At 72.1% G+C, this 19,363-nt stretch carries 20 protein-coding genes and 1 rRNA gene; 6 read left to right on the plus strand and 15 right to left on the minus strand.

What is annotated here, in order from left to right; all coding sequences use genetic code 11:
- Positions 1-86 precede the first annotated feature (86 nt).
- Positions 87-677 (plus strand): TetR/AcrR family transcriptional regulator, encoded by a 591-nt coding sequence (locus tag EDF64_RS15935; RefSeq protein WP_133520938.1) that lies wholly within the window; start codon positions 87-89, stop codon positions 675-677.
- A 106-nt stretch (positions 678-783) separates the two neighbouring features.
- Positions 784-1,647, plus strand: coding sequence for an NAD-dependent epimerase/dehydratase family protein (locus EDF64_RS15940; RefSeq protein ID WP_166645776.1), 864 nt, complete (start codon positions 784-786; stop codon positions 1,645-1,647).
- Between the two features lie 58 nt (positions 1,648-1,705).
- Here the strand turns inward: EDF64_RS15940 and EDF64_RS15945 are convergent, their stop codons facing one another.
- Positions 1,706-3,367, minus strand: a complete 1,662-nt coding sequence (locus EDF64_RS15945; protein WP_243736424.1) for a DUF7059 domain-containing protein — start codon at positions 3,365-3,367, stop codon at positions 1,706-1,708.
- Complete coding sequence (locus EDF64_RS15950; protein ID WP_133520939.1) at positions 3,364-3,729, minus strand: ArsR/SmtB family transcription factor; 366 nt, start codon at positions 3,727-3,729, stop codon at positions 3,364-3,366. The genes EDF64_RS15945 and EDF64_RS15950 overlap by 4 nt, the downstream gene beginning before the upstream one ends.
- Before the next feature lie 114 nt (positions 3,730-3,843).
- Here EDF64_RS15950 and EDF64_RS15955 point away from each other — a divergent pair, with 114 nt between their 5' ends.
- Entirely contained in the window at positions 3,844-5,100 is a 1,257-nt protein-coding gene (locus EDF64_RS15955; protein ID WP_133520940.1) for an MFS transporter, read from the plus strand.
- Between the two features lie 111 nt (positions 5,101-5,211).
- Here the strand turns inward: EDF64_RS15955 and EDF64_RS15960 are convergent, their stop codons facing one another.
- Both EDF64_RS15960 and EDF64_RS15965 read right to left on the minus strand, forming a co-directional pair.
- Positions 5,212-5,661 carry a TIGR02611 family protein gene (locus EDF64_RS15960; RefSeq protein WP_243736425.1) on the minus strand — a complete coding sequence of 150 codons (450 nt, stop codon included), beginning with the start codon at positions 5,659-5,661 and terminating at the stop codon, positions 5,212-5,214.
- Between the two features lie 131 nt (positions 5,662-5,792).
- The gene (locus EDF64_RS15965) at positions 5,793-6,125 is read right to left on the minus strand and encodes a TraR/DksA family transcriptional regulator (protein WP_133520941.1); all 333 of its coding nucleotides are present in this window, start codon (positions 6,123-6,125) and stop codon (positions 5,793-5,795) included.
- Between the two features lie 55 nt (positions 6,126-6,180).
- Here EDF64_RS15965 and EDF64_RS15970 point away from each other — a divergent pair, with 55 nt between their 5' ends.
- The gene (locus EDF64_RS15970) at positions 6,181-7,212 is read left to right on the plus strand and encodes an LLM class flavin-dependent oxidoreductase (protein WP_432207036.1); all 1,032 of its coding nucleotides are present in this window, start codon (positions 6,181-6,183) and stop codon (positions 7,210-7,212) included.
- Between the two features lie 98 nt (positions 7,213-7,310).
- Positions 7,311-7,757 (plus strand): DUF2510 domain-containing protein, encoded by a 447-nt coding sequence (locus tag EDF64_RS15975; RefSeq protein ID WP_133520942.1) that lies wholly within the window; start codon positions 7,311-7,313, stop codon positions 7,755-7,757.
- 278 nt (positions 7,758-8,035) lie between these two features.
- Here the strand turns inward: EDF64_RS15975 and EDF64_RS15980 are convergent, their stop codons facing one another.
- The 10 genes from EDF64_RS15980 to EDF64_RS16020 all read right to left on the minus strand — a co-directional run bounded on the left by EDF64_RS15980 (position 8,036) and on the right by EDF64_RS16020 (position 17,743).
- Complete coding sequence (locus EDF64_RS15980; protein ID WP_133520963.1) at positions 8,036-9,028, minus strand: site-specific tyrosine recombinase XerD; 993 nt, start codon at positions 9,026-9,028, stop codon at positions 8,036-8,038.
- Positions 9,029-9,128: 100 nt separating this feature from the next.
- A complete protein-coding gene (locus EDF64_RS15985; protein WP_133520943.1) occupies positions 9,129-9,728 on the minus strand; it encodes a DUF1349 domain-containing protein in 600 nt (199 codons plus the stop codon).
- The gene (locus tag EDF64_RS15990; protein WP_133520944.1) at positions 9,725-10,297 is read right to left on the minus strand and encodes an NUDIX domain-containing protein; all 573 of its coding nucleotides are present in this window, start codon (positions 10,295-10,297) and stop codon (positions 9,725-9,727) included. Before EDF64_RS15990 ends, EDF64_RS15985 begins: the two co-directional genes overlap by 4 nt.
- Positions 10,298-10,398: 101 nt before the next feature.
- Positions 10,399-12,129 carry a CTP synthase gene (locus EDF64_RS15995; RefSeq protein ID WP_133520945.1) on the minus strand — a complete coding sequence of 577 codons (1,731 nt, stop codon included), beginning with the start codon at positions 12,127-12,129 and terminating at the stop codon, positions 10,399-10,401.
- A gap of 169 nt (positions 12,130-12,298) precedes the next feature.
- Entirely contained in the window at positions 12,299-13,993 is a 1,695-nt protein-coding gene (recN, locus tag EDF64_RS16000; protein WP_133520946.1) for a DNA repair protein RecN, read from the minus strand.
- Between the two features lie 13 nt (positions 13,994-14,006).
- Entirely contained in the window at positions 14,007-14,933 is a 927-nt protein-coding gene (locus EDF64_RS16005; protein WP_133520947.1) for an NAD kinase, read from the minus strand.
- Positions 14,930-15,763, minus strand: a complete 834-nt coding sequence (locus EDF64_RS16010; protein ID WP_133520948.1) for a TlyA family RNA methyltransferase — start codon at positions 15,761-15,763, stop codon at positions 14,930-14,932. The genes EDF64_RS16005 and EDF64_RS16010 overlap by 4 nt, the downstream gene beginning before the upstream one ends.
- On the minus strand, positions 15,756-15,905 hold the full coding sequence (locus tag EDF64_RS18320) for a hypothetical protein (RefSeq protein WP_166645777.1): 150 nt from the start codon (positions 15,903-15,905) through the stop codon (positions 15,756-15,758). The genes EDF64_RS16010 and EDF64_RS18320 overlap by 8 nt, the downstream gene beginning before the upstream one ends.
- A gap of 10 nt (positions 15,906-15,915) precedes the next feature.
- Entirely contained in the window at positions 15,916-16,893 is a 978-nt protein-coding gene (locus EDF64_RS16015; RefSeq protein ID WP_133520949.1) for an HAD-IIA family hydrolase, read from the minus strand.
- A gap of 25 nt (positions 16,894-16,918) precedes the next feature.
- Positions 16,919-17,743, minus strand: a complete 825-nt coding sequence (locus EDF64_RS16020) for a hypothetical protein (RefSeq protein ID WP_243736426.1) — start codon at positions 17,741-17,743, stop codon at positions 16,919-16,921.
- Between EDF64_RS16020 and EDF64_RS16025 the strand changes: the two genes are divergently transcribed.
- Positions 17,678-18,847: a hypothetical protein gene (locus tag EDF64_RS16025; RefSeq protein WP_166645769.1), complete on the plus strand. Its 1,170-nt coding sequence runs from the start codon at positions 17,678-17,680 to the stop codon at positions 18,845-18,847. The genes EDF64_RS16020 and EDF64_RS16025 overlap by 66 nt on opposite strands.
- Positions 18,848-19,269: 422 nt before the next feature.
- Here the strand turns inward: EDF64_RS16025 and rrf are convergent.
- A 5S ribosomal RNA gene (gene rrf / locus EDF64_RS16030) occupies positions 19,270-19,363 on the minus strand; the annotation flags it as partial.

Consider the following 19,363-nt stretch of genomic DNA (forward strand, 5'->3'; position numbering starts at 1 on the left):
CCTCCCTCGGCGGCTCCGGCCACCGTACCACCAAAACCAAGCACCGCTAGGTTTTGCGGATCGCCGGTGGGCGGTAGGGTCCTGCCATGGCACGACGGGGTTCGTACGCGAAGGGCATCGCGAAGCGCGAGGAGATCCTCACGGTCGCGCTCGACCTCGTCGCGCAGCAGGGCTTCCGGCGGACGAGCATCAAGGACATCGCCGACGCGGTGGGCCTCACGCAGGCCGGGCTCCTGCACTACTTCGACTCGAAGGACGAGCTCTGGGTCGAGATCCTCCGGCGCCGTGATGAGATCGACCTCGCCCACGACTGGCACGCCGAGGACCCGGCCGCCCTGCTCGCGGCGATCGTCCGGCACAACACCGAGGTCCCCGGCCTCGTGCAGATGTTCGTGAACCTGTCCGCCGCCGCCGCGACCGACCCGGAGCACCCGGCGCACGAGTACTTCCGCGAACGCTACGAACGCAGCCGGCGCGACCTCTCCGCCGACTTCCGCGCCATGCAGGAGGACGGGCGGCTCCGCGCCGACGTCGACCCCGTCGAGCTGACGAGCGTGCTGCTCGCGGTGTCCGACGGCATGCAGATCCAGTGGCTGTACGACCCGACGCGCGACATGGCGGAGCACGTCGAGCTGGTCGCGCGGCTCGCGATCGCGCAGACGGTCCCGTCGGCCTGACCAGGAGGCCCGTGGAGCGTCCGACGGACAGGTACCGCCAGTGCCTGGCTGTGTCCAGGGCGCGCACGGCAAGATGGGGCTCCCGACGACGATGTGGAGTGACGCGATGACGCGTGTAGTGGTGACCGGTGGCAGCGGCAAGCTCGGCCGAGCGGTGGTGCGTGACCTCGACGCGCACGGGTACGACGTGGTCCTGATCGACCGCGTGCCCTCCCCCGACAAGCCCGAACGGGTCCAGTTCGTCCGCACCGACCTGACCGACCACGGCCAGGTCCTCAACGTCCTGCTCGGCGTCGACGACCGGTACGACCACGTCGACGCGGTCGTGCACCTGGCGGCGGTCCCGGCGCCGGGGCAGGTGCCCGACGTCGCCCTCATCACGAACAACGTGACGTCGTCGATCAACGTCTTCCACGCCGCACGCGCCGCGAAGATCAAGAACGTCGTGTGGGCGTCGAGCGAGACCCTGCTCGGCATCCCGATGGGCGAGCACCACCCGCCCTACCTGCCGGTGGACGAGGACTTCGCGGTCCGCCCGCAGTCCTCGTACTCCCTCGGCAAGGCCGTGGAAGAGGAGATGGCCCGCCACTTCACCCGCTGGGACCCGGAGCTGAAGATGATCGGCCTGCGGTTCTCCAACGTCATGGACGAGTCGGACTACCCGGCGTTCCCGTGGGACGCCACCCCCGAGGCGAAGACCTTCAACCTGTGGTCCTACATCGACTCACGCGACGGCGCCCAGGCCGTCCGGAAGGCGCTCGAGGCGGAGCTCACCGGGTTCGAGGCGTTCGTCATCGCGAGCCCGGACACCGTCATGGACACCCCGACGATCGAGCTCGTCGAGCAGTTCGTGCCGGACATCGAACGCCGCGCGGACATCGACGGGGTCAGCTCCCTGCTGTCCTCCGAGAAGGCGCGTGAGCTGCTCGGCTACGCCCCCGAGCACACCTGGCGGAACCACCGCTCCTGATCGACGGTCGGCGGGCGGGGCGGCGGGCCGGGCGGCGAGCGGGTCGGCGACCGGCGCGTCAGGCGGCGGGCAGCAGCAGGCCGTCGAGCACGAGGTCACGGGCGCGCGGCAGCAGGTCCGCCGTCAGCGCCCCCTCGTCCGCGCCCGTGATCTGGGCGATCGCGCCGATGATCGCCGCGACGGACAGGTCCCCGTCGCACGCACCGACGAACGCGGCGAGCGCCGTGTCCGCGTCGACCCGACGTCCGAAGCCACCGCCCTGCACGAGCGTCATCACCGTGGGGTCGTCGTTGCCGGGCCAGTAGAACCGCTCCTCGGTCACGTCGCCGGCGACGCGGAGGTGCGCTGCGGCGAGCGCCTCGTCGTCGTGCGCGCCGAGCCAGGCAGCCGCGTCGAGGACGCGGGCGACGGTGGCACCGAGCCCCGCGGGGTTGGAGCCGAGCGTCTCGGGGACGCGCTCGAAGCGACGGAGGTGCCCCGCGCCTCCAGGCCCGGTCGCGTCCGCAACCGGGCGGCGCACGACGACGTACCCGAAGCCGACGCCGGTGACGTGCCGGTCGGCGAAGTCGTCGAGCCACGCGTCGACGAGCTGGTCGAACGCCGCGGTGCCGGGCTTCGTGCCGCCGTCGCGGATCCAGGTCTCGGCGTAGGCGGCGGGGTCCTGCCGTTCGCGCTCGAGCACCCACACGTCGAGGCCCCGCCCGGTGGCGTCGCCGTCCTCGAACCAGGACCGCACCCGGTCGAGCCCGTCGGAGCCCCAGCGGTACTCCCAGTTGCCGAGCAGCTGGGCGGTCCCACCCGGCTCGAGGTGGTCCGCGAGCCCGCGCAGCACCGTCTCGACCAGGCCGTCCCCGACCATCCCGCCGTCGCGGTACTCGTACGAGGGCACGCCCTCGCGGCGTGGGGTGATCACGAACGGCGGGTTCGAGACGATGCGGTCGAAGCGCTCCCCCGCGACGGGTTCGAACAGCGACCCGTACCGGAACTCGATGCCGTCGATGTCGTTGAGCTGCGCGTTGAACCGGGCGATGTCGAGCGCACGGCGCGAGATGTCGGTGGCGACGACCTCGTCGGCGAAGCGTCGGGCGTGCATGGCCTGGATGCCGCAGCCGGTGCCGAGGTCGAGCACCCGGCGCACGGGCACGGGGACCTGCAGGCCGGACAGGGTCGTGGTGGCGCCGCCGATGCCGAGGACGTGCTCCTCGCCGAGGGCCGTGCCGAGCGCGAGCTCCCCGAGGTCGGACACGATCCACCAGCTGCCGGCGCCGAGGTCGTCGACGAAGGCGTAGGGACGGAGGTCGACCGCGGGGTGCACCGTGTCGCCCGCGGCGCCCGGGCCCGCGGCGCCCACGTGCGCGTTGCCCGCGCCTGCGTTGCCCGTGCCCGCTCCTTCACCCGCGCGCACGAGGCCGGCTGCCACGACCGCGTCGAGCCCGGCCGCCGGGAACGCTGCCTCGGCGTCGGTGCGCGGGACCGGCAGCCCGAGGACGAACAGGGTGGCGAGGGTGCTCAGCGGCGTGGTGTCCCGCGCGGCCAGGGCGCGGAGCGCGGCGACGCGCGAGCCGCGGTGCAGCGACGCCGCAGCCTCGGCACCCCACAGCGCGTCGAGCCGATCGACGGTGAAGCCCGCGGTCGTGAGGTCCTGCCGGAGCGCCTCGGTGACCGCGCGTTCGGCGACGATCGTCGGGAGGGTGTGCACCCGTGCCGGGCCGCCGCTCACGGGGCGACCTCGTCGCGCATCAGGGCCGCGGGGACCTGCCAGGCGAACACGAGGTCGAGCAGGCCGGGGAACCGCTGCTCGACGTCCTCGACCCGGGCACGACTCGATCGGGTGAGGCCCTCCTGGTGCTGTTCGAGGAGCCCGGCCTCGCGCAGGACGCGGAAGTGGTGGGTCAGCGTGGACTTCGGTCGGTCGATGCCGACCCAGCCGCAGCTGCGGATGCCACCGGCGGCGTCGACCAGGTAGCGGTGCAGGATCGCGAGCCGGATCGGGTCGCTCAGGGCGTCCATCACGATCGGGAGCTCCATCTCCGCCACGGACGGTTGCGGCAGGTGTTCGGGGGCTTCCACGTGCGCGGGCATGGACGGGACGCTACCACCGTTCGCCTCACAGTACGACTTGCGTCGTACAACGATCTGCTGTACGAATGCAGTCGTACATCAGCGTCCCCGAGGCGCACGAAGGAAGGGGCGCCGATGGCGCAGTCAGCTCGCTCGGTCGCCGGGTTCTGGATCCTCGCGGCGATGCTCCTGGTGTCGGTCGCCTCGTCGGCGGTCCCGTCGCCGATCTACCCCGTCTACGCCGCCGAGTGGCACCTCACCCCACTCATGCTCACCGGCGTCTTCGCGATCTACGTCGCCGGTCTGCTCGCGAGCCTGCTCGTCGCCGGCCGACTCTCCGACCACGTCGGCCGGAAGCCCGTGCTCGTCGTCGGCGGGCTCGGCGTCGCCCTCTCGCTCGGCCTCTTCGCGGTCGCCGACGGCGTCGGGGCACTCATCGTCGACCGCATCGTGCAGGGCGTCTCGGTCGGCCTGCTCATCGGCGCACTCGGCGCCGCGCTCATCGACAACTCGCTCGAGCGCCACCCCGCGCTGGCGGGCGTGCTGAACGGCGTCATCCCACCGATCGCCCTCGCCACCGGAGCGCTGTCGAGCGGCGCCCTCGTCGAGTGGGGTCCCGCGCCCGAACAGCTCGTGTACGTCCTCTTCGGTGCGCTGCTCGTCCTCATGGTGATCGCGCTCGTGGTCGCCCCCGAGCGGGTCACACCCCGGCCCGGCGCGCTCCGCTCCCTGCGCCCCCGGATCAGCGTGCCCCGGACCTCGCGTCGCCTGTTCCGGAGCGTCGCCGGCTCGCTCGTCGCCAGCTGGGCCCTCGGCGGCATGTTCCTGTCGCTCGTCCCGTCGGCGCTCGGCGCCGTGTTCGGCATCGAGAACCACTTCGCCGCCGGAGCCCTCATCGCCGTCGTCACCGGCGTCGGCGCACTCACCGGGCTCGCGATCCAGCGGATGGACGCCCGCAAGGCGGTCCTCATCGGCCTCGTCGCACTGGTGCTCGGCCCGGTCGTCACCGTGGCGTTCGTGATGGCGCACTCGCTGCCCGGCCTGGTCATCGGCAGCGCCATCGCCGGCGTCGGCTTCGGTGCCGGGTTCCAGGCGCCGCTCCGGATGCTGCTCGCGACCGCGGCCCCGACCCACCGCGCAGGACTCCTGTCGACGATCTACGTCGTGAGCTACCTGGCGTTCGGCGTCCCCGCCGTGATCGGCGGCCTGCTCGAACCCTCGATCGGCCTCGTGCCGGTCATCGCCGGGTACGGCGGGTTCATCGTCCTCGCCGCCGTCGTCGCCCTCGTGCTGCAGCTCACCTCGAAGGAGGCCGCCGCCGTCGAGGAGGCCGCCGCCGAGGTCGTCGAGCGCACCGCCACCGGCTCGATCCGCGTCGCCCCGACCGACTAGGCGCGCCCGCCGTCCACCGTCCGCCGTCCGGCACCCGTTCGGTGCGAGGTTGACCACATGGTGCGAGGCCACAGCACCGCACGGAGTGATCAACCTCGCACCAGCTGACGGCTAGTGCCCCGGCCGCGCCGAGTTCGTCCCGCGAGCACGAGCGCGCACCCCGACGGTCCGCGCGGCACCGGTGTGCGCCGCATCGACGTCGGCCTTGCCCCGGTCCGCGGCGTCACGCAGGCGCTTCGGACCGTGCCGCTTCGCCCAGTCCCAGAAGCGGTGCAGCTGCGCCTTGAGCCACACGATGATCTTGTGGAAGAAGTGGAACTCGCTCGCCAGGACGGTCAGGCCGATGAACACCACGAGCCAACCGGGCCCGGGCAGCGGCACCAGGATCAGTCCGATGATGACGACCAGCCCGCCGACGATCCCGATGAGCACCTTGTAGAAGAGGTGCACGTGCGGGCGCGCGTGGATCCAGGCGCGCATCCGGTGGAACCACTGGAAGCGCTGACGAGGAGCGTCATCGGGCCGGAGCTCGACGGCTCGCTCGTTCGGGTCGCCTTCCATGCCGAAACGGTAGGGCTCCCGGCTGGGAATCCGCGGCGCACGCGGTGGACGCAGGATGCGCATCACGGGAGGCGCGTGGCGGCGCCGACCCGCGCCTCCCGTCCGTCAGGTCGTGACAGCCTGGAGGCGCGTCATGCGTGTGCAACACACGTCGCGGCCCACGGGACGGCGGCGAGACGGGCCTCCGGGATCGGCTCCCCGCCGACGGCGCACCGCCCGTAGGTGCCCGCGTCGAGCCGCGCGAGCGCGGCGTCGACGAGACGGATCCGCTCGCGCGCGTCGTCACGGACCGCCCCGAGCGAGCCGCGCTCCCACGCGAGCGTCGCACCCTCCGGGTCGTGCTCGTCGTCCGAGTTGGCGTCCTGCCGGGCGTCGCTCACGTCGCGCATGCTCCGCTCGACGTCGGCGAGGAGCCGTTCGTTGCGTGCACGTTCGGCGTCGAGGGCCGCGCGGGGGTCGTCCATGCCGGACACGGTAGTCGCGAGGAATGGCTCCGGCGTCGGATGCGTTCGTATCGACATGACCAAGATCGGGTTCCTGTCGTTCGGACACTGGCGCGACGTGCCGGGGTCGAAGGTGCGCAGCGGGCGTGAGGCCCTCGTGCAGGCGATCGACCTCGCGGTCGCCGCAGAAGAGGCGGGCGTCGACGGCGCCTACTTCCGCGTCCACCACTTCGCGCCGCAGCAGGCGGCACCGTTCCCCCTGCTCTCGGCGATCGCCGCGAAGACCCACCGGATCGAGATCGGCACGGGCGTGATCGACATGCGGTACGAGAACCCGCTCTACATGGCCGAGGAGGCCGCAGCGGCCGACCTCATCTCCGGCGGCCGACTGCAGCTCGGCGTCTCCCGTGGTTCACCCGAGACCGCTCTCGCCGGTTACCAGCAGTTCGGCTACGTGCCGGACGCCTCCGACGAGAACGGCGGCGACATGGCGCGGGCGCACACCGACGTGTTCCGCCGCGCGATCGCCGGCGAACCGATGGCGAACGCCAACCCGCAGATGACCGGCTCCGTCGGGTCGCTGGCGATCTCCCCGCTCTCCGACGGCCTGGGCGACCGCATCTGGTGGGGCGCGGGCACCCGCGCGACCGCGGAGTGGACCGCCGAACAGGGCATGAACCTCATGTCGTCGACGCTCCTCACCGAGGACACCGGTGTGCCGTTCGACGAGCTGCAGGCCGAGCAGATCGAACGCTTCCGTCGGGTCTGGGCGGAATCGGGTTGGGAGCGCACCCCGCGCGTCTCCGTCTCGCGCAGCATCATCCCGATCATCGACGACGAGTCGCGGCACTACTTCGGCGTGCGCGCACAGGTCGAGGGGCAGGACCAGGTCGGGCACCTCGACGGCGGGCTCGCCCGCTTCGGCCGCTCGTACATCGGGTCGCCCGAGGACCTCGTCGCGGAACTCGCGGCCGACCAGGCCGTCCGTGCCGCCGACACCGTGCTCGTCACCGTGCCGAACCAGCTCGGCGTCGACTTCAACGCACGGCTGCTCGCCGCGGTGAAGGACGTCTTCACCGAGGTCGACGCGGCGCCGGTCCCCGCCTGACGTCCCCCTTCCTGCCGACACCCGGGATGGGACTGTGGCGGCTCCTCGCGCTCCCGTAGCGTCGAGGAGCACCATCCGACGCACCTCGAGGAGCACCAGTGACACTGCCGGCCGCCGGCTGGTTCCCGGACCCGCAGGACGCCAGCCGTCTGCGCTGGTGGGACGGGCGCGCCTGGGGAGCGGCGACCCGTGTGCTGCCGAGCCGCGCGGAGCCGATCGTGCCGGTGGTCGTGACGCCGGTCGGACCGTCGTTCTCCGTCCAGCCGTCGGTCGTGCGGACGGCGTCGTGGGCGTCCGGCGGCTCCCGGGTGCACCGCGTCAGCGTGTTCTCCTCGCTGGCGGTCCTGCTGGCGGCGGCCTCGGTCGTGTTCAACCCGTGGGGGCTCTGCAGCGCGGTCGCGCTGTTCTGCGGCGTGGTCGGGATGCTCCGTCCCGGCGCGACCGGCGGCTGGCGGGTCCTCGCGCGCAGTGCTTCGGCGAGCGCCATCGTCGTGGCCGTCGCGACGGCGGCGGTGGCGGCGTCCGCGCAGTTCCACCTGTTCTGAGGGCGGGCGGTCGCGAGGGCCCGCGCCGCGCCGCACGCCGGCCGCGCTGCCCGCCGGCCGCACGCCCGCCGGCCGCGCTGCCCGCCGCCGCGCTGCCCGCCCGCCGTCGCGTCGCGCCGCACAACCGAAGTGCGCCCGAGCCGTGGATCGCCGCGGTTCGAACGCACTTCGGTTGTGCGCAGCGCACGCGCCGGCGCGAGCCCGCGCCGCGCACTCCGCGCACGCCCCGAGCCCGCGCCGCGAACCCGCGCGCACGACCTGCGCGCCCGCCCGCGCCCCTACCGCCGCGCCCGCGGGTGCGACGTCTGGTACACGTCGCGCAGCATGTCCGCCGTGACCATCGTGTAGATCTGCGTCGTCGCGACGCTCGCGTGCCCGAGCAGCTCCTGCACGACCCGCACGTCGGCCCCACCCTCGAGCAGGTGCGTCGCGAACGAGTGCCGGAAGGTGTGCGGCGACACGTGGTCGGCGAGCCCGGCGCGTGACGCCGCCGCCTGGATCACGAGCCAGGCGCTCTGGCGCGACAGCCGTGCACCGCGGGCTCCGAGGAACAGCGCCGGCGTCGAGGGTCCCCGCGCCGCGAACACCGGTCGCGCCCGCACCAGGTACGCGTCGATCGCCGCCCGGGCGAAGCTGCCGAGCGGCACCACGCGCTGCTTGTTGCCCTTGCCCGTGACCTTCACCACGGCGAGCCCGTCGGCGTCGGGCGCCGAGTCGTCGGACAGCGTCGTCACGTCGTCGACCGACAGCCCGACCGCCTCGGAGATGCGCGCCCCCGTGGCGTAGAGCAGCTCGAGCAGGGCCCGGTCGCGCAGCTGCACCGGGTCGTCGTCGGAGGTCGCAGCCGCACCGAGCAACCGCTCCATGTCGTGCACGGAGATCGCCTTCGGCAGCCGCATCGGAGCCTTCGGCGGTCGCACGGACGCGCCGGGGTCGAGCGGGAGCCAGCCCTCTGCCGCGGCGAACGTGGTGAACGACCGCACGGAGCTGAGCATCCGGGCGATCGACCGTGGTGCGAGCGGTCCGGACGGCCGGGTCGCCAGGTGCTCGACGAACCCGGCGAGGTCCGCGCGGGCGATCCGGGCGACGTCGTCGACCACGGCCGCTCCCCCGGCTCGATCGGCTCCGTCGGAGTCGACGACCGGGGCCGTCCCCAGCCACGCGGCGAACGTGGCGAGGTCGCGCCGGTACGCCGACAGGGTGTGCTGCGAGAGCCCGCGCTCGATCGCGATGTGGCGCAGGTACGTCTCCGTCGCGCGGTCGAGGGGCATCACGTCACGAGGCTAACCGCAGAACGACCGGACCCTCACCGAGAACGACACGACCCTCACCGAGAGCGACCGGACCCTCACCGAGAGCGACCCCGCCCGCTCAGTGCAACGACCCGTCCGGCTCCCCCACCCGGTACCCGGTGAACGTCACGGTCAGCCCGGCCCGCGTCGGCGCCGCGCACAGCAACCCCGCCGACACCACGGCGTCCGGATCGAGGTACGCGACCCGCACGAGCCGCGGCTCCTCGCCGCCCGCCCACGCCCGCACGGTCACCGCGTCCCCGTCACGACTCGCGCGGACGGTCACGACACGGCCGGCCCACTCGGGCACGGGTGCCACCGACCAGTCCGAGAACTCCCGCGTGACAACCGCGCCGAGCTGCGGCACACCGTCGGAGAACTCGACCCCCGCCTTGATCCAGGTGCGGTCGTCGACGCGGAGGAACACCCCTGCCTGGTCGAACTGCTCTGTGTAGTCGAGGACGAACGACGCCTCGACCGAGAACGGGCCGTCGGTCGACTGCAGCAGCGCGTGCTCGGAGTCGTGCACGAACCCGTACGAGGTGGTCCGCCAGGCGTCGCTGCCCTCGACCGCCGTGACGCGCAGGACGTCGCCGTCGAGCACCACCGCCTCCGGCTCGTGCGTCCACGTGCCGACGTCGAGCAGGTCGCGGAGACCCTGCACTGCCGAGCCGGTCACCCGCGCTGCTCGATCGCTTCGACGGCGAGCGCCGCGACGACGAGCGCGGAGTTGTTGAGCCGTCCCGCCAGGATCCCGTCGATCACCTCGGACCGCGGCACCCACCGCTTCACGATGTCGGCTTCCTCGGCCTCGCGCTCGAACGCCGACGCCGTCGCTCGGACCCCGCGAGCCCGGTAGATCTGGATGAACTCGTCGCTGCCACCGGACGAGGTGTTGTAGCGGACGAGCGGCTCCCACGTGTCGGCCTCGAGGTCGGCTTCCTCGGCGAGCTCGCGCGCGGCTGCGGTCTGGTGGTCCTCGCCCTCCATGTCGAGCAGGCCCGCGGGGAGCTCCCAATCGCGCAGCCGCACGGGGTGCCGGTACTGCTGGATCACGAGGACGCGGCCCTCGTCGTCCTCGGCGTAGACGGCGACGGCGCCCGTGTGGTCCACGTACTCGCGGACCATCGAGTGGTCGTTGTAGGCGATCGTGTCACGTCGGATTTCCCACACCGCCCCCTCGAAGACGACGGTGGAGTCGGTGACCTCGAAGGAGGCGGGTTCGTCGGAGAGGGGCGCGTCAGTCACGGCACCATCCTGGCACGCGCCCCCGACGCGACCCCAGGACGGACGGGAGGCGCGGTGCCAGCTGGCACCGCGCCTCCCGTCCGATCGTGGGGACCCGGCGCTTACGCGACCTGCTCCTCGGTCTGCGGGTCGAAGAGGCTGGACGCCTCGTGCCGCTCGATCGCGGCCGCGACGAGCCCCGCGAACAGCGGGTGCGCGTCGGTCGGACGCGAGCGGAGCTCCGGGTGCGCCTGCGTGGCGATGTAGAACGGGTGCACGTCGCGCGGGAGCTCGACGTACTCGACCAGCGAGCCGTCGGGCGAGGTCCCCGAGAAGACCAGGCCGGCGTCCGCGATCTGCTCGCGGTACTTGTTGTTCACCTCGTAGCGGTGACGGTGACGCTCGGAGGCCTCCGGCGCACCGTACAGCTCGGCCGCGAGCGACCCCTCGGTGAACGACGCCGGGTACAGGCCCAGGCGCATCGTGCCGCCCAGGTCGCCGCCGGCGATGATGTCGACCTGCTCCGCCATGGTCGCGATGACCGGCGTCGAGGTCTCCGGGTCGAACTCCGTGCTCGACGCGTCGGTCAGGCCGACCTCGTGCCGGGCGTACTCGATGACCATGCACTGCAGGCCGAGGCACAGGCCGAGCGTGGGGATGCCCTGCTCACGCGCGAAGCGCAGCGCGCCGAGCTTGCCCTCGATGCCGCGCACGCCGAACCCACCCGGGATGCAGATGCCGTCGACGTCGCCGAGCTGCTTCGCCGCGCCCTCGGGCGTGGTGCAGTCGTCCGAGACGACCCACTTCAGCGTGACCTTCGCGTCGTGCGCGAAGCCACCCGCGCGGAGCGCCTCGGTGACGGACAGGTACGCGTCGGGCAGGTCGATGTACTTGCCGACCAGCGCGATCGTGACGTCCTTCTTCGGCTCGTGCACGGCACGGAGCACCGGCGTCCACGAGGTCCAGTCGACCGGACCCGCCTCGAGCCGCAGCGCGTCGACGATGACCTGGTCGAGCCCCTGGTTGTTCAGCAGCGTCGGCAGGTCGTAGATCGAGGGGACGTCGACGGCGTTCACCACGGCGTCCTCGTCGACGTCGCACATCAGCGCGATCTTGCGCTTGTTCGACTCCGACACCGGGCGGTCCGAGCGCAGCACGAGCGCGTCGGGCTGGATGCCGATGGAGCGGAGCGCGGCGACGGAGTGCTGCGTCGGCTTGGTCTTCTGCTCACCGGACGCGTTCATGAACGGCACGAGCGAGACGTGCACGAAGAACACGTTGTTGCGGCCGAGCTCGTGGCGCACCTGACGAGCGGACTCGATGAACGGCTGCGACTCGATGTCGCCGACCGTGCCGCCGACCTCGGTGATGATCACGTCGGGCTGCGGGTCGTTGTACGCCTGCTCGCGCATCCGACGCTTGATCTCGTCGGTGATGTGCGGGATGACCTGGACCGTGTCGCCGAGGTACTCGCCGCGACGCTCCTTGGCGATGACCGTCGAGTACACCTGCCCGGTGGTCACGTTGGCGGCCTGCGACAGGTTGATGTCGAGGAAGCGCTCGTAGTGCCCGATGTCGAGGTCCGTCTCCGCGCCGTCGTCGGTCACGAAGACCTCGCCGTGCTGGAACGGGTTCATCGTGCCCGGGTCCACGTTGAGGTACGGATCGAGCTTCTGCATGACGACCTTGAGGCCGCGCGCCGTGAGGAGGTTGCCGAGGCTCGCGGCCGTCAGGCCCTTGCCGAGAGACGAGACGACCCCGCCGGTCACGAAGATCTGCTTCGTCACCTTGGGGGTCGAGGTGTTCGAGTTCTGGGTGCTTGCCTGGGTACCGCTGCTGAGAGTGTCCGCCACGGGATTCCATCGTACGTCAGAACTGCCGGGAGGCGCGACCTCGGTTCGCCGTGGGCGTTGCGCCGGGCGCGTGGCCGGGTCTCCGGGCCCCGCTCGGCCCGGTCTGTCGGGTGCCTGTCCGTCACGCCGTCAGGCGTTGCGGCCGTGCGGCCGTGCGGCGTTGCGGCCGTCAGGCCTTCTGGCCGGCGACGTCGAGCAGCTCGCGCGCGTGCTCGATACCGCTGGCACTGTCGCCCAGCCCCGAGAGCAGCCGCGCCATCTCCTGCAGGCGCTCCTCGCCCTCGAGCCGCCGCACACTCGACGAGGTCACCGCACCGCTGGCGTCCTTCACCACGTTGAGGTGGTTGTTCGCGAACGCCGCGACCTGCGCCAGGTGCGTGACGACGATGACCTGCGTGCGCTCCGCGAGCTTCGCGAGGCGCCGGCCGATCTCGATCGCCGCGGCACCGCCGACGCCGGCGTCGACCTCGTCGAAGACGAACGTCGGCACCGTCGTGCTGCCGGCCATGACCACCTCGATCGCGAGCATCACCCGCGAGAGCTCGCCACCCGACGCGCCCTTGCTGATCGGGCGCGGGTCCGTGCCGGAGTGCGGCTGGAGCAGGATCGACACCTGATCGCGTCCGTGCCGCCGGTACTCACCCGCGTCGGTGACCTCGACCACCAGGGTCGCACCGGCCATCGCGAGGGTCTTCAGCTCCGCCGTCACGCGCTTCGCGAGGTCCGCCGCGGCCTTCGTGCGGGCAGTCGTGAGCGCAGCGGCGGCGGACTCGAGCGCCTGTTCGTCCTGCTCGACCGCGGTCTGCAACGCCACGATCCGGTCGTCGTCGCCGTCGAGCTCGAGCAGGCGGTCGCTCGCGCGCTGCCCGTACGCGATGACGTCGTCGATGGTGTCGCCGTACTTGCGGGTCAGCCCGGCCAGGAGCGCCCGGCGCTCGTTGATGAGCTCGAGGTCGTGTCCGGCGTCCGGTTCGAGCGAGCCGATGTAGCTCGACAGGCTCGCCGAGGCCTCGCTCGCCTGGATCCCGAGCTCCGTCAGCTGCTCCAGCACCGGCTGGAGTGCCGCGTCGGAGCCGGCCACACGCTCGATCGCACGGCGGGCGGACTCGACGAGTCCCACCACGTCCTGCACACCGTCGAGGGACTCGCTCGACAGGGCCTCGTGCGCGAGCCCGGCCGAGAGTCGCAGTTCCTCGAGGTTGCCGAGCCGATCGGCACGTTCGCCGAGCTCGACGTCCTCCCCGGGCTGCGGGTCGGCGGCCTCGATCTCGTCCGACGCCGCGCGGAGCCGCTCGGCCTCGGCCAGACGGTCGTCGCGGTCGCGGGTGAGGGTCTCGAGGTCCCCCGTGTGCTGCTGCCACGTGTCGTACGCCGCGACGTACCGCTGCAGGACCTTCTCGAGCGCGGGACCGCCGAAGCCGTCGAGCGCCGCACGCTGCGCGGTCGCGGAGGTCAGGCGGATCTGGTCGGACTGCCCGTGCACGGTGACGAGCTGGTCGGCGAGTTCGCCGAGCACCGCCACGGGGGCGCTCCGGCCGCCGACGGTCGCACGACTGCGGCCCTCGGCCGAGACGGTGCGGGTCAGGATGAGTTCGCCGTCCTCGACCGTGCCGCCGGCGTCCTCGACGCGGTCGGCGACGGCGGCGTGGTCGGGCACGTGCCAGCGACCCTCGACCACGGCGCTCGATGCGCCCCGGCGGACCGAGGTCGCGTCGGCACGGGCACCGAGCAGGAGCCCGAGCGCGGTGACGATCATCGTCTTGCCCGCACCCGTCTCGCCGGTCACGACGGTGAAGCCGGGGCCGAGCTCGAGCGTGGTCTCACCGATCACGCCGAGGTCGGAGATCTGGATCTCCTCGATCACTGCTGGTCCTCGATCACTGCTGGTCCTCGTCGTCCTGCTGCGGGCCACGCCACCCGGCGACGGGCAGCTGGAACTTGGCCACGAGCCGGTCGGTGAACGGGGCGTCCTTGAGGCGGGCGACGCGCACGGGGTCCGGCGACCGCCGTACCTCGACACGTGCGCCCGGCGGCAGATCGTGCGTCCGCCGGCCGTCGCACCACAGCACGCCGACTCCGCTGGTCCGCCGCAGGACCTCGACCGCGAGGACACGGTCCGGCCCCACCACGATCGGGCGGGCGAACAGGGCGTGGGCACTGAGCGGCACCATGAGCAGCGCATCGACGTCCGGCCACACGATGGGGCCGCCGCCGGAGAACGAGTAGGCCGTGGAACCGGTCGGCGTCGAGACGACGACGCCGTCGCACCCGAAGGACGACAACGGGCGGCCGTCCACTTCGGTCACGACCTCGAGCATGCGCTCCCGCGAGGCCTTCTCGATCGTCGCCTCGTTGAGCGCCCAGGACGTGTAGACGACCTTCTGCCCCACGACCACGTCGACCTGCAGCGTCACGCGTTCCTCGACGTGGTACTCGCCGGCCAGCACGCGCTCGACCGTGGAGGTCAAGCCGTCGCGCTCGCTCTCGGCGAGGAACCCGACGTGGCCGAGGTTCACGCCGACGATCGGGGCACCGGTCCCCCGCACGAGCTCGGCGGCCCGGAGGATCGTGCCGTCGCCACCGAGGACGATGACGATCTCGAGCTGGTCCGACTGGATGTCGACGCCCAGGATGTCGACCTGGCCGACCGAGGCCTCGGCACGGCGGATGTCCGCGTACTCGTCGAAGGGCATCACCGGCACGAGGCCGGCCGCGTGCAGGAGGTCGCAGACCTCGACCGCCGCGTCGATGGAGTCACGGCGACCCGTGTGGGACACCAGGAGGATGTGCCGGTCGTCGCTCATGCCGTCCCTTCCGTCAGTTCTGTCGCCCGGACGATCCATTCTGTCGGATTGGCACCGACATCCCGCTGGAAGCGCGCCAGGTACTCGTGGTTGCCGTGCGTGCCGACGACCGGCGAGGCAGCGAGCCCGGTCGTGCCGAGACCGAGGTCCCAGGCAGCCCAGAGCACGTTCATGAGCGCGTCGTTCCGGAGCGCCGGGTCGCGGACGATGCCCTCGCGCACACCGGTGCGACCGACCTCGAACTGCGGTTTGACGAGCAGCACGAAGTCGTCCGCCGGGACCGCCTCGACCAGCGCGGGCAGGACCAAGCGCAGCGAGATGAACGACAGGTCGCCCACCACCAGGCTGGTCTCGGCCGCGGCGGGGTCGAGCGCTGCGTAGTCGGCGGCGGTGAGGTTGCGGGCGTTGACCCCTTCGACCACGGCGACGCGTGGGTCGAGCGCGACGACGGGGTCGAGCTGGCCGTGACCGACGTCGAGCGCCACGACCCGACGCGCGCCTCGGTGGAGCAGCACCTGGGTGAACCCACCCGTGCTCGCGCCGACGTCGAGCGCGACGCGGCCGGTGGGGTCGACGCCGAACGTGTCGAGTGCTCCGACGAGCTTGCGCGCTGCGCGGGACACCCACTCGTCGACCGTGTCGACCTCGATCGCCGCGGTGGGTGCGATCGCGGTCGAGGGCTTCACGACCGGCGCCCCGGCCACGGTCACACGACCGGCCTGGATCAGCTTGGCCGCAGCCGTCCGCGACTTCGCGAGCCCGCGCACGGCGAGGAGCGCGTCGAGCCGGACGGGCGCAGTGTCCTGGCCGCCCGTGGGGTCGTCAGGCACTCGCCGAGCCACCGCTCTCGAGCCGGGTCCGGAGTTCGTCGTGGAGCGCGGCGAACGCGTCCGCGCGCTCGGTCAGCGGGAGCGCCTCGACCGCAGCGGTGCGCTGCGCGAAGTCGTCGGTTCCCTGCTCGTCGTCCGGCACGTGGGACACGCTACTCGCCGCCGTACAGCTTCGGGTCGACGTCGAGGCCGTAGATCGCGAGCCCGGAGTCCCAGATCAGCGCCGTGCCGGCACGCAGCAGGTCGAGGGCGTCGCCGTCGTCCAGGACGCGCACGACGTGGCCGCGCATCGCGACCGTCACGTCGCCGACGGTGGCGTACTTCGTGCCGTCCGGGTCTTCACGCCGCACCGTCACCGGGTACGGCTCCGACAGGCCTCGGAGGTCGCCGAGGATGTACGTCGGCCGGGAGCGCTGGTCGGCCGCGAGCACTTGCTTCGCCGTGTCGATGCCGGTCAGCACCAGCACGCTCGGGATGCCCGCGTCGTTCGCGCCCTTGATGTCCGTGTCGAGCCGGTCGCCGATGAACAGCGGGTGGTCACCGCCGAAACGGGCGATCGCGGCGTCGAAGATGGGCCGCTCGGGCTTCCCAGCGACGACCGGCATCCGACCGACCGCCTGGTGCACGGCGGACACGAGCGTGCCGTTGCCGGGCGCGATGCCGCGTTCGACCGGGATCGACCAGTCCATGTTCGTCGCGACCCACGGCACGTCCGGGTCGGCGAGGGCGAAGGACGCCTCGGCGAGGTGGGTCCACCCGAGGTCCGGCGAGAACCCCTGGATGACGGCCGCAGGGGAGTCCTCGGCGCTGGCCGTGACGGTGAAACCGGCTTCCTCGACGATGCTCGTCAGACCGAGGCCGCCCGTGACGAGGACCGTCGACCCTGCGGGCACGAGGGTCTCGAGCAGCCGGACGCCGGCCTGCGACGAGGTGACCACGTCGTCGGCCGACACCTCGAGCCCGTAGCGCTCGAGGTGCTCGGCGACGTCGACCGGGCGACGGGACGCGTTGTTGGTGATGTACCCCACCCGCGCAGTCAGCGAGGCGCGTGTGAGCGCCTCGACCGCGTGCGGGATGGCGTTGCGACCGCGGTACACGACGCCGTCGAGGTCGGTGAGGACGACGTCCACACCGTCCGTCGGCGGCTTCGGGGTGTCAGTCGGCTGCGGACCCGTCGACGTCGACGGAGTTGTCGTCGTCGATCTCGCCGAGGTCGTCGTCGGGCTCGTCGTGCTCGGGCTCGTCGTGCTCGGGCTCGGGGTCGCCGAGCGGCTCGAGCTGGTCGGGCTCGCCGGGCTCGTCGTGCTGGCCGCGTTCGGGCTCGTCGTGCTCGGGCTCGGGCTCGGGCTCGTCGTGCTCGTCGGCAGCCCCGTCGAACTCGTCGTCTCCGTGTCCTTCGACTTCTTCCTCGACCACATCAACTGTCTCCCAAGCGTTCTCGTCGGCGATCTCGGCCAGCGCCTCGGCCGCACGATCGACACGGGCCCACCACTCGTCGGCCTCGTCCTGACGGCCGAGCTCCTCGAGCGTGGCCGCGTAAGCACTGTAGAGCGCCGGGGACCAGGTGTAGGCCCGGGACGGGTCGAGCTGTGGAATCTCCAGCTCACCGAGGGCGGCTGTGGGATTCCCGAGGTCGAGGCGAGCACCGGACATCGCAATCGCGAGTTCGACCTGCACGGCGGTGTCCAGCGCCGCACGCTCGACCGAGCGACCGAGCTCGAGCGCACGCTCGGGACGGCCGAGACCGCGCTCGCAGTCGACCATCATCGGCAGCTGGTCGTTGCTCCCGGAGATCCGCCGGTAGGTCCGGAGCTCGCGGAGCGCCGTGGCGAAGTCGCCGAGCCGGTAGGCGGTGATCGCGGCGGTCTCCCGCACGACACCGACGCGGCCGGCACGACGGGCCGCGCTGAGGGCGTGCTGGTTCGCCGTCTCCGGGTCGTCGTCGACGAGCATCGCGGCGGCCACGAGGTGGCGGGCCACCCAGTCGGCGTTGTCCTTGCTGAGGGTCTTCAGTTCCGCACGGGCCACCTTGTCGAGGTCGCGCGCGGTGATCTCCTCGGGGATCTCCGGGTCCTCGTGGCGCGGGCGGATGGACTTGACGCCGTACGGGTCACGGTCCTCCCAGTCGTCACGCGCACCCTCACCGAACCGGGCGCCGGCGTGACGGCTGCCGTCGCCGAAGCGCTGGCGGTCGTCACGGCCACCGCGGTCACGGTCGGAGCCTCCTCGGAACGGACGGTCACCGTCACGCTGGGGGCGGTCCTCGCGCGGACGGTCGGAACCTCCGCGGAACGGACGGTCTCCGTCGCGACGCGGGCGGTCGCCGTCACGGGCAGGACGGTCCGAATGGAACGGACGGTCACCATCACGGGCCGGACGGTCCGAACGGAACGGACGGTCACCATCACGGGCAGGACGGTCCGAACGGTCCGAGCGGTAGGGACGGTCACCATCACGGGCAGGACGGTCCGAACGGTCAGAGCGGTAGGGACGGTCACCATCACGGGCAGGACGGTCCGAACGGAACGGCCGGTCACCATCGCGACGCGGCCGATCGTCGTTCCCACGGAACGGACGGTCTCCATCGCGAGCCGGGCGGTCCGAACGATCAGAGCGGTACGGGCGGTCGCCATCACGGGCAGGACGATCCGAGCGGAACGGACGATCCCCGTCGCGACGCGGCCGATCGTCGTTCCCACGGAACGGACGGTCACCGTCACGGGCAGGACGGTCCGAGCGGTACGGCCGGTCGCCGTCACGGGCAGGACGGTCCGACCGGAACGGACGATCACCATCACGACGGGGACGATCGCCGTCACGCGAAGGACGGTCCGAACGGAACGGACGATTCCCGTCGCGACGCGGCCGGTCGTCGTTCCCACGGAACGGACGGTCACCATCACGAGCCGGGCGGTCCGAGCGGAACGGCCGGTCACCGTCACGACGCGGTCGATCAGCGCCACGAGGTCCGTCCCCGCGCGGAGGCCGGCTCGAGTCATCACGATCACCGCGCCACGCGGGTCGACGGTCACGATCACCAGACGGACGATCCCCATCGCGGAACGACCGGCCGCCGTCACGTGAGGGCCCACCCGTGCGCGGACGATCTCCGTCGCGGCGGGGGGCGTCGCGACGCTCCCCTTCCCGACGCTCGAAGTCACGAGGGCCGGACGACCACCGGTTACCACCATCCCCCCGAGGGGATCGGTCACCATCACGCCGAGGTCGATCTCCGCGGTCGCCGTCGTTCCGTCGCTGCTCGTCGTCGTTCGCCACCGTTGCTCCTCATTGCGTGCACGAGCTCGAGCCCGTGCGATAGTCCGCTGTGTCGTTGTGTCGGTGCCGCACCGATCACCCGGTGCTCCGCCCTAGTCCATCACGGACCAGCGCGCACGTCGAGTGACCTGCGGCAGAAACAGAAATGGCCACCGGCCTCCCGAGAACGAGGGTCTCCCCTACGAGTTCTCGATGGAGGGCCGATGGCCACATCTGGTGTTGCACGTTAAGTCCGGCGGCGTCCTACTCTCCCACAAGGTCCCCCTTGCAGTACCATCGGCGCTGAGAGGCTTAGCTTCCGGGTTCGGAATGTGACCGGGCGTT

This window comes from Curtobacterium flaccumfaciens (genome assembly GCF_004361695.1).
GTDB classification, from domain to species: Bacteria; Actinomycetota; Actinomycetes; order Actinomycetales; family Microbacteriaceae; genus Curtobacterium; species Curtobacterium flaccumfaciens_B.

What these genes read in the sequence shown, in the direction of transcription:
- EDF64_RS15935 (WP_133520938.1), top strand. Translation starts at nt 87, where the DNA reads ATGGCACGACGGGGTTCGTACGCGAAGGGCATCGCGAAGCGCGAGGAG.
- EDF64_RS15940 (WP_166645776.1), top strand. Translation starts at nt 784, where the DNA reads ATGACGCGTGTAGTGGTGACCGGTGGCAGCGGCAAGCTCGGCCGAGCG.
- EDF64_RS15950 (WP_133520939.1), bottom strand. Translation starts at nt 3,729, where the DNA reads ATGCCCGCGCACGTGGAAGCCCCCGAACACCTGCCGCAACCGTCCGTG.
- EDF64_RS15955 (WP_133520940.1), top strand. Translation starts at nt 3,844, where the DNA reads ATGGCGCAGTCAGCTCGCTCGGTCGCCGGGTTCTGGATCCTCGCGGCG.
- EDF64_RS15960 (WP_243736425.1), bottom strand. Translation starts at nt 5,661, where the DNA reads ATGGAAGGCGACCCGAACGAGCGAGCCGTCGAGCTCCGGCCCGATGAC.
- EDF64_RS15965 (WP_133520941.1), bottom strand. Translation starts at nt 6,125, where the DNA reads ATGGACGACCCCCGCGCGGCCCTCGACGCCGAACGTGCACGCAACGAA.
- EDF64_RS15970 (WP_432207036.1), top strand. Translation starts at nt 6,181, where the DNA reads ATGACCAAGATCGGGTTCCTGTCGTTCGGACACTGGCGCGACGTGCCG.
- EDF64_RS15980 (WP_133520963.1), bottom strand. Translation starts at nt 9,028, where the DNA reads ATGCCCCTCGACCGCGCGACGGAGACGTACCTGCGCCACATCGCGATC.
- EDF64_RS16005 (WP_133520947.1), bottom strand. Translation starts at nt 14,933, where the DNA reads ATGAGCGACGACCGGCACATCCTCCTGGTGTCCCACACGGGTCGCCGT.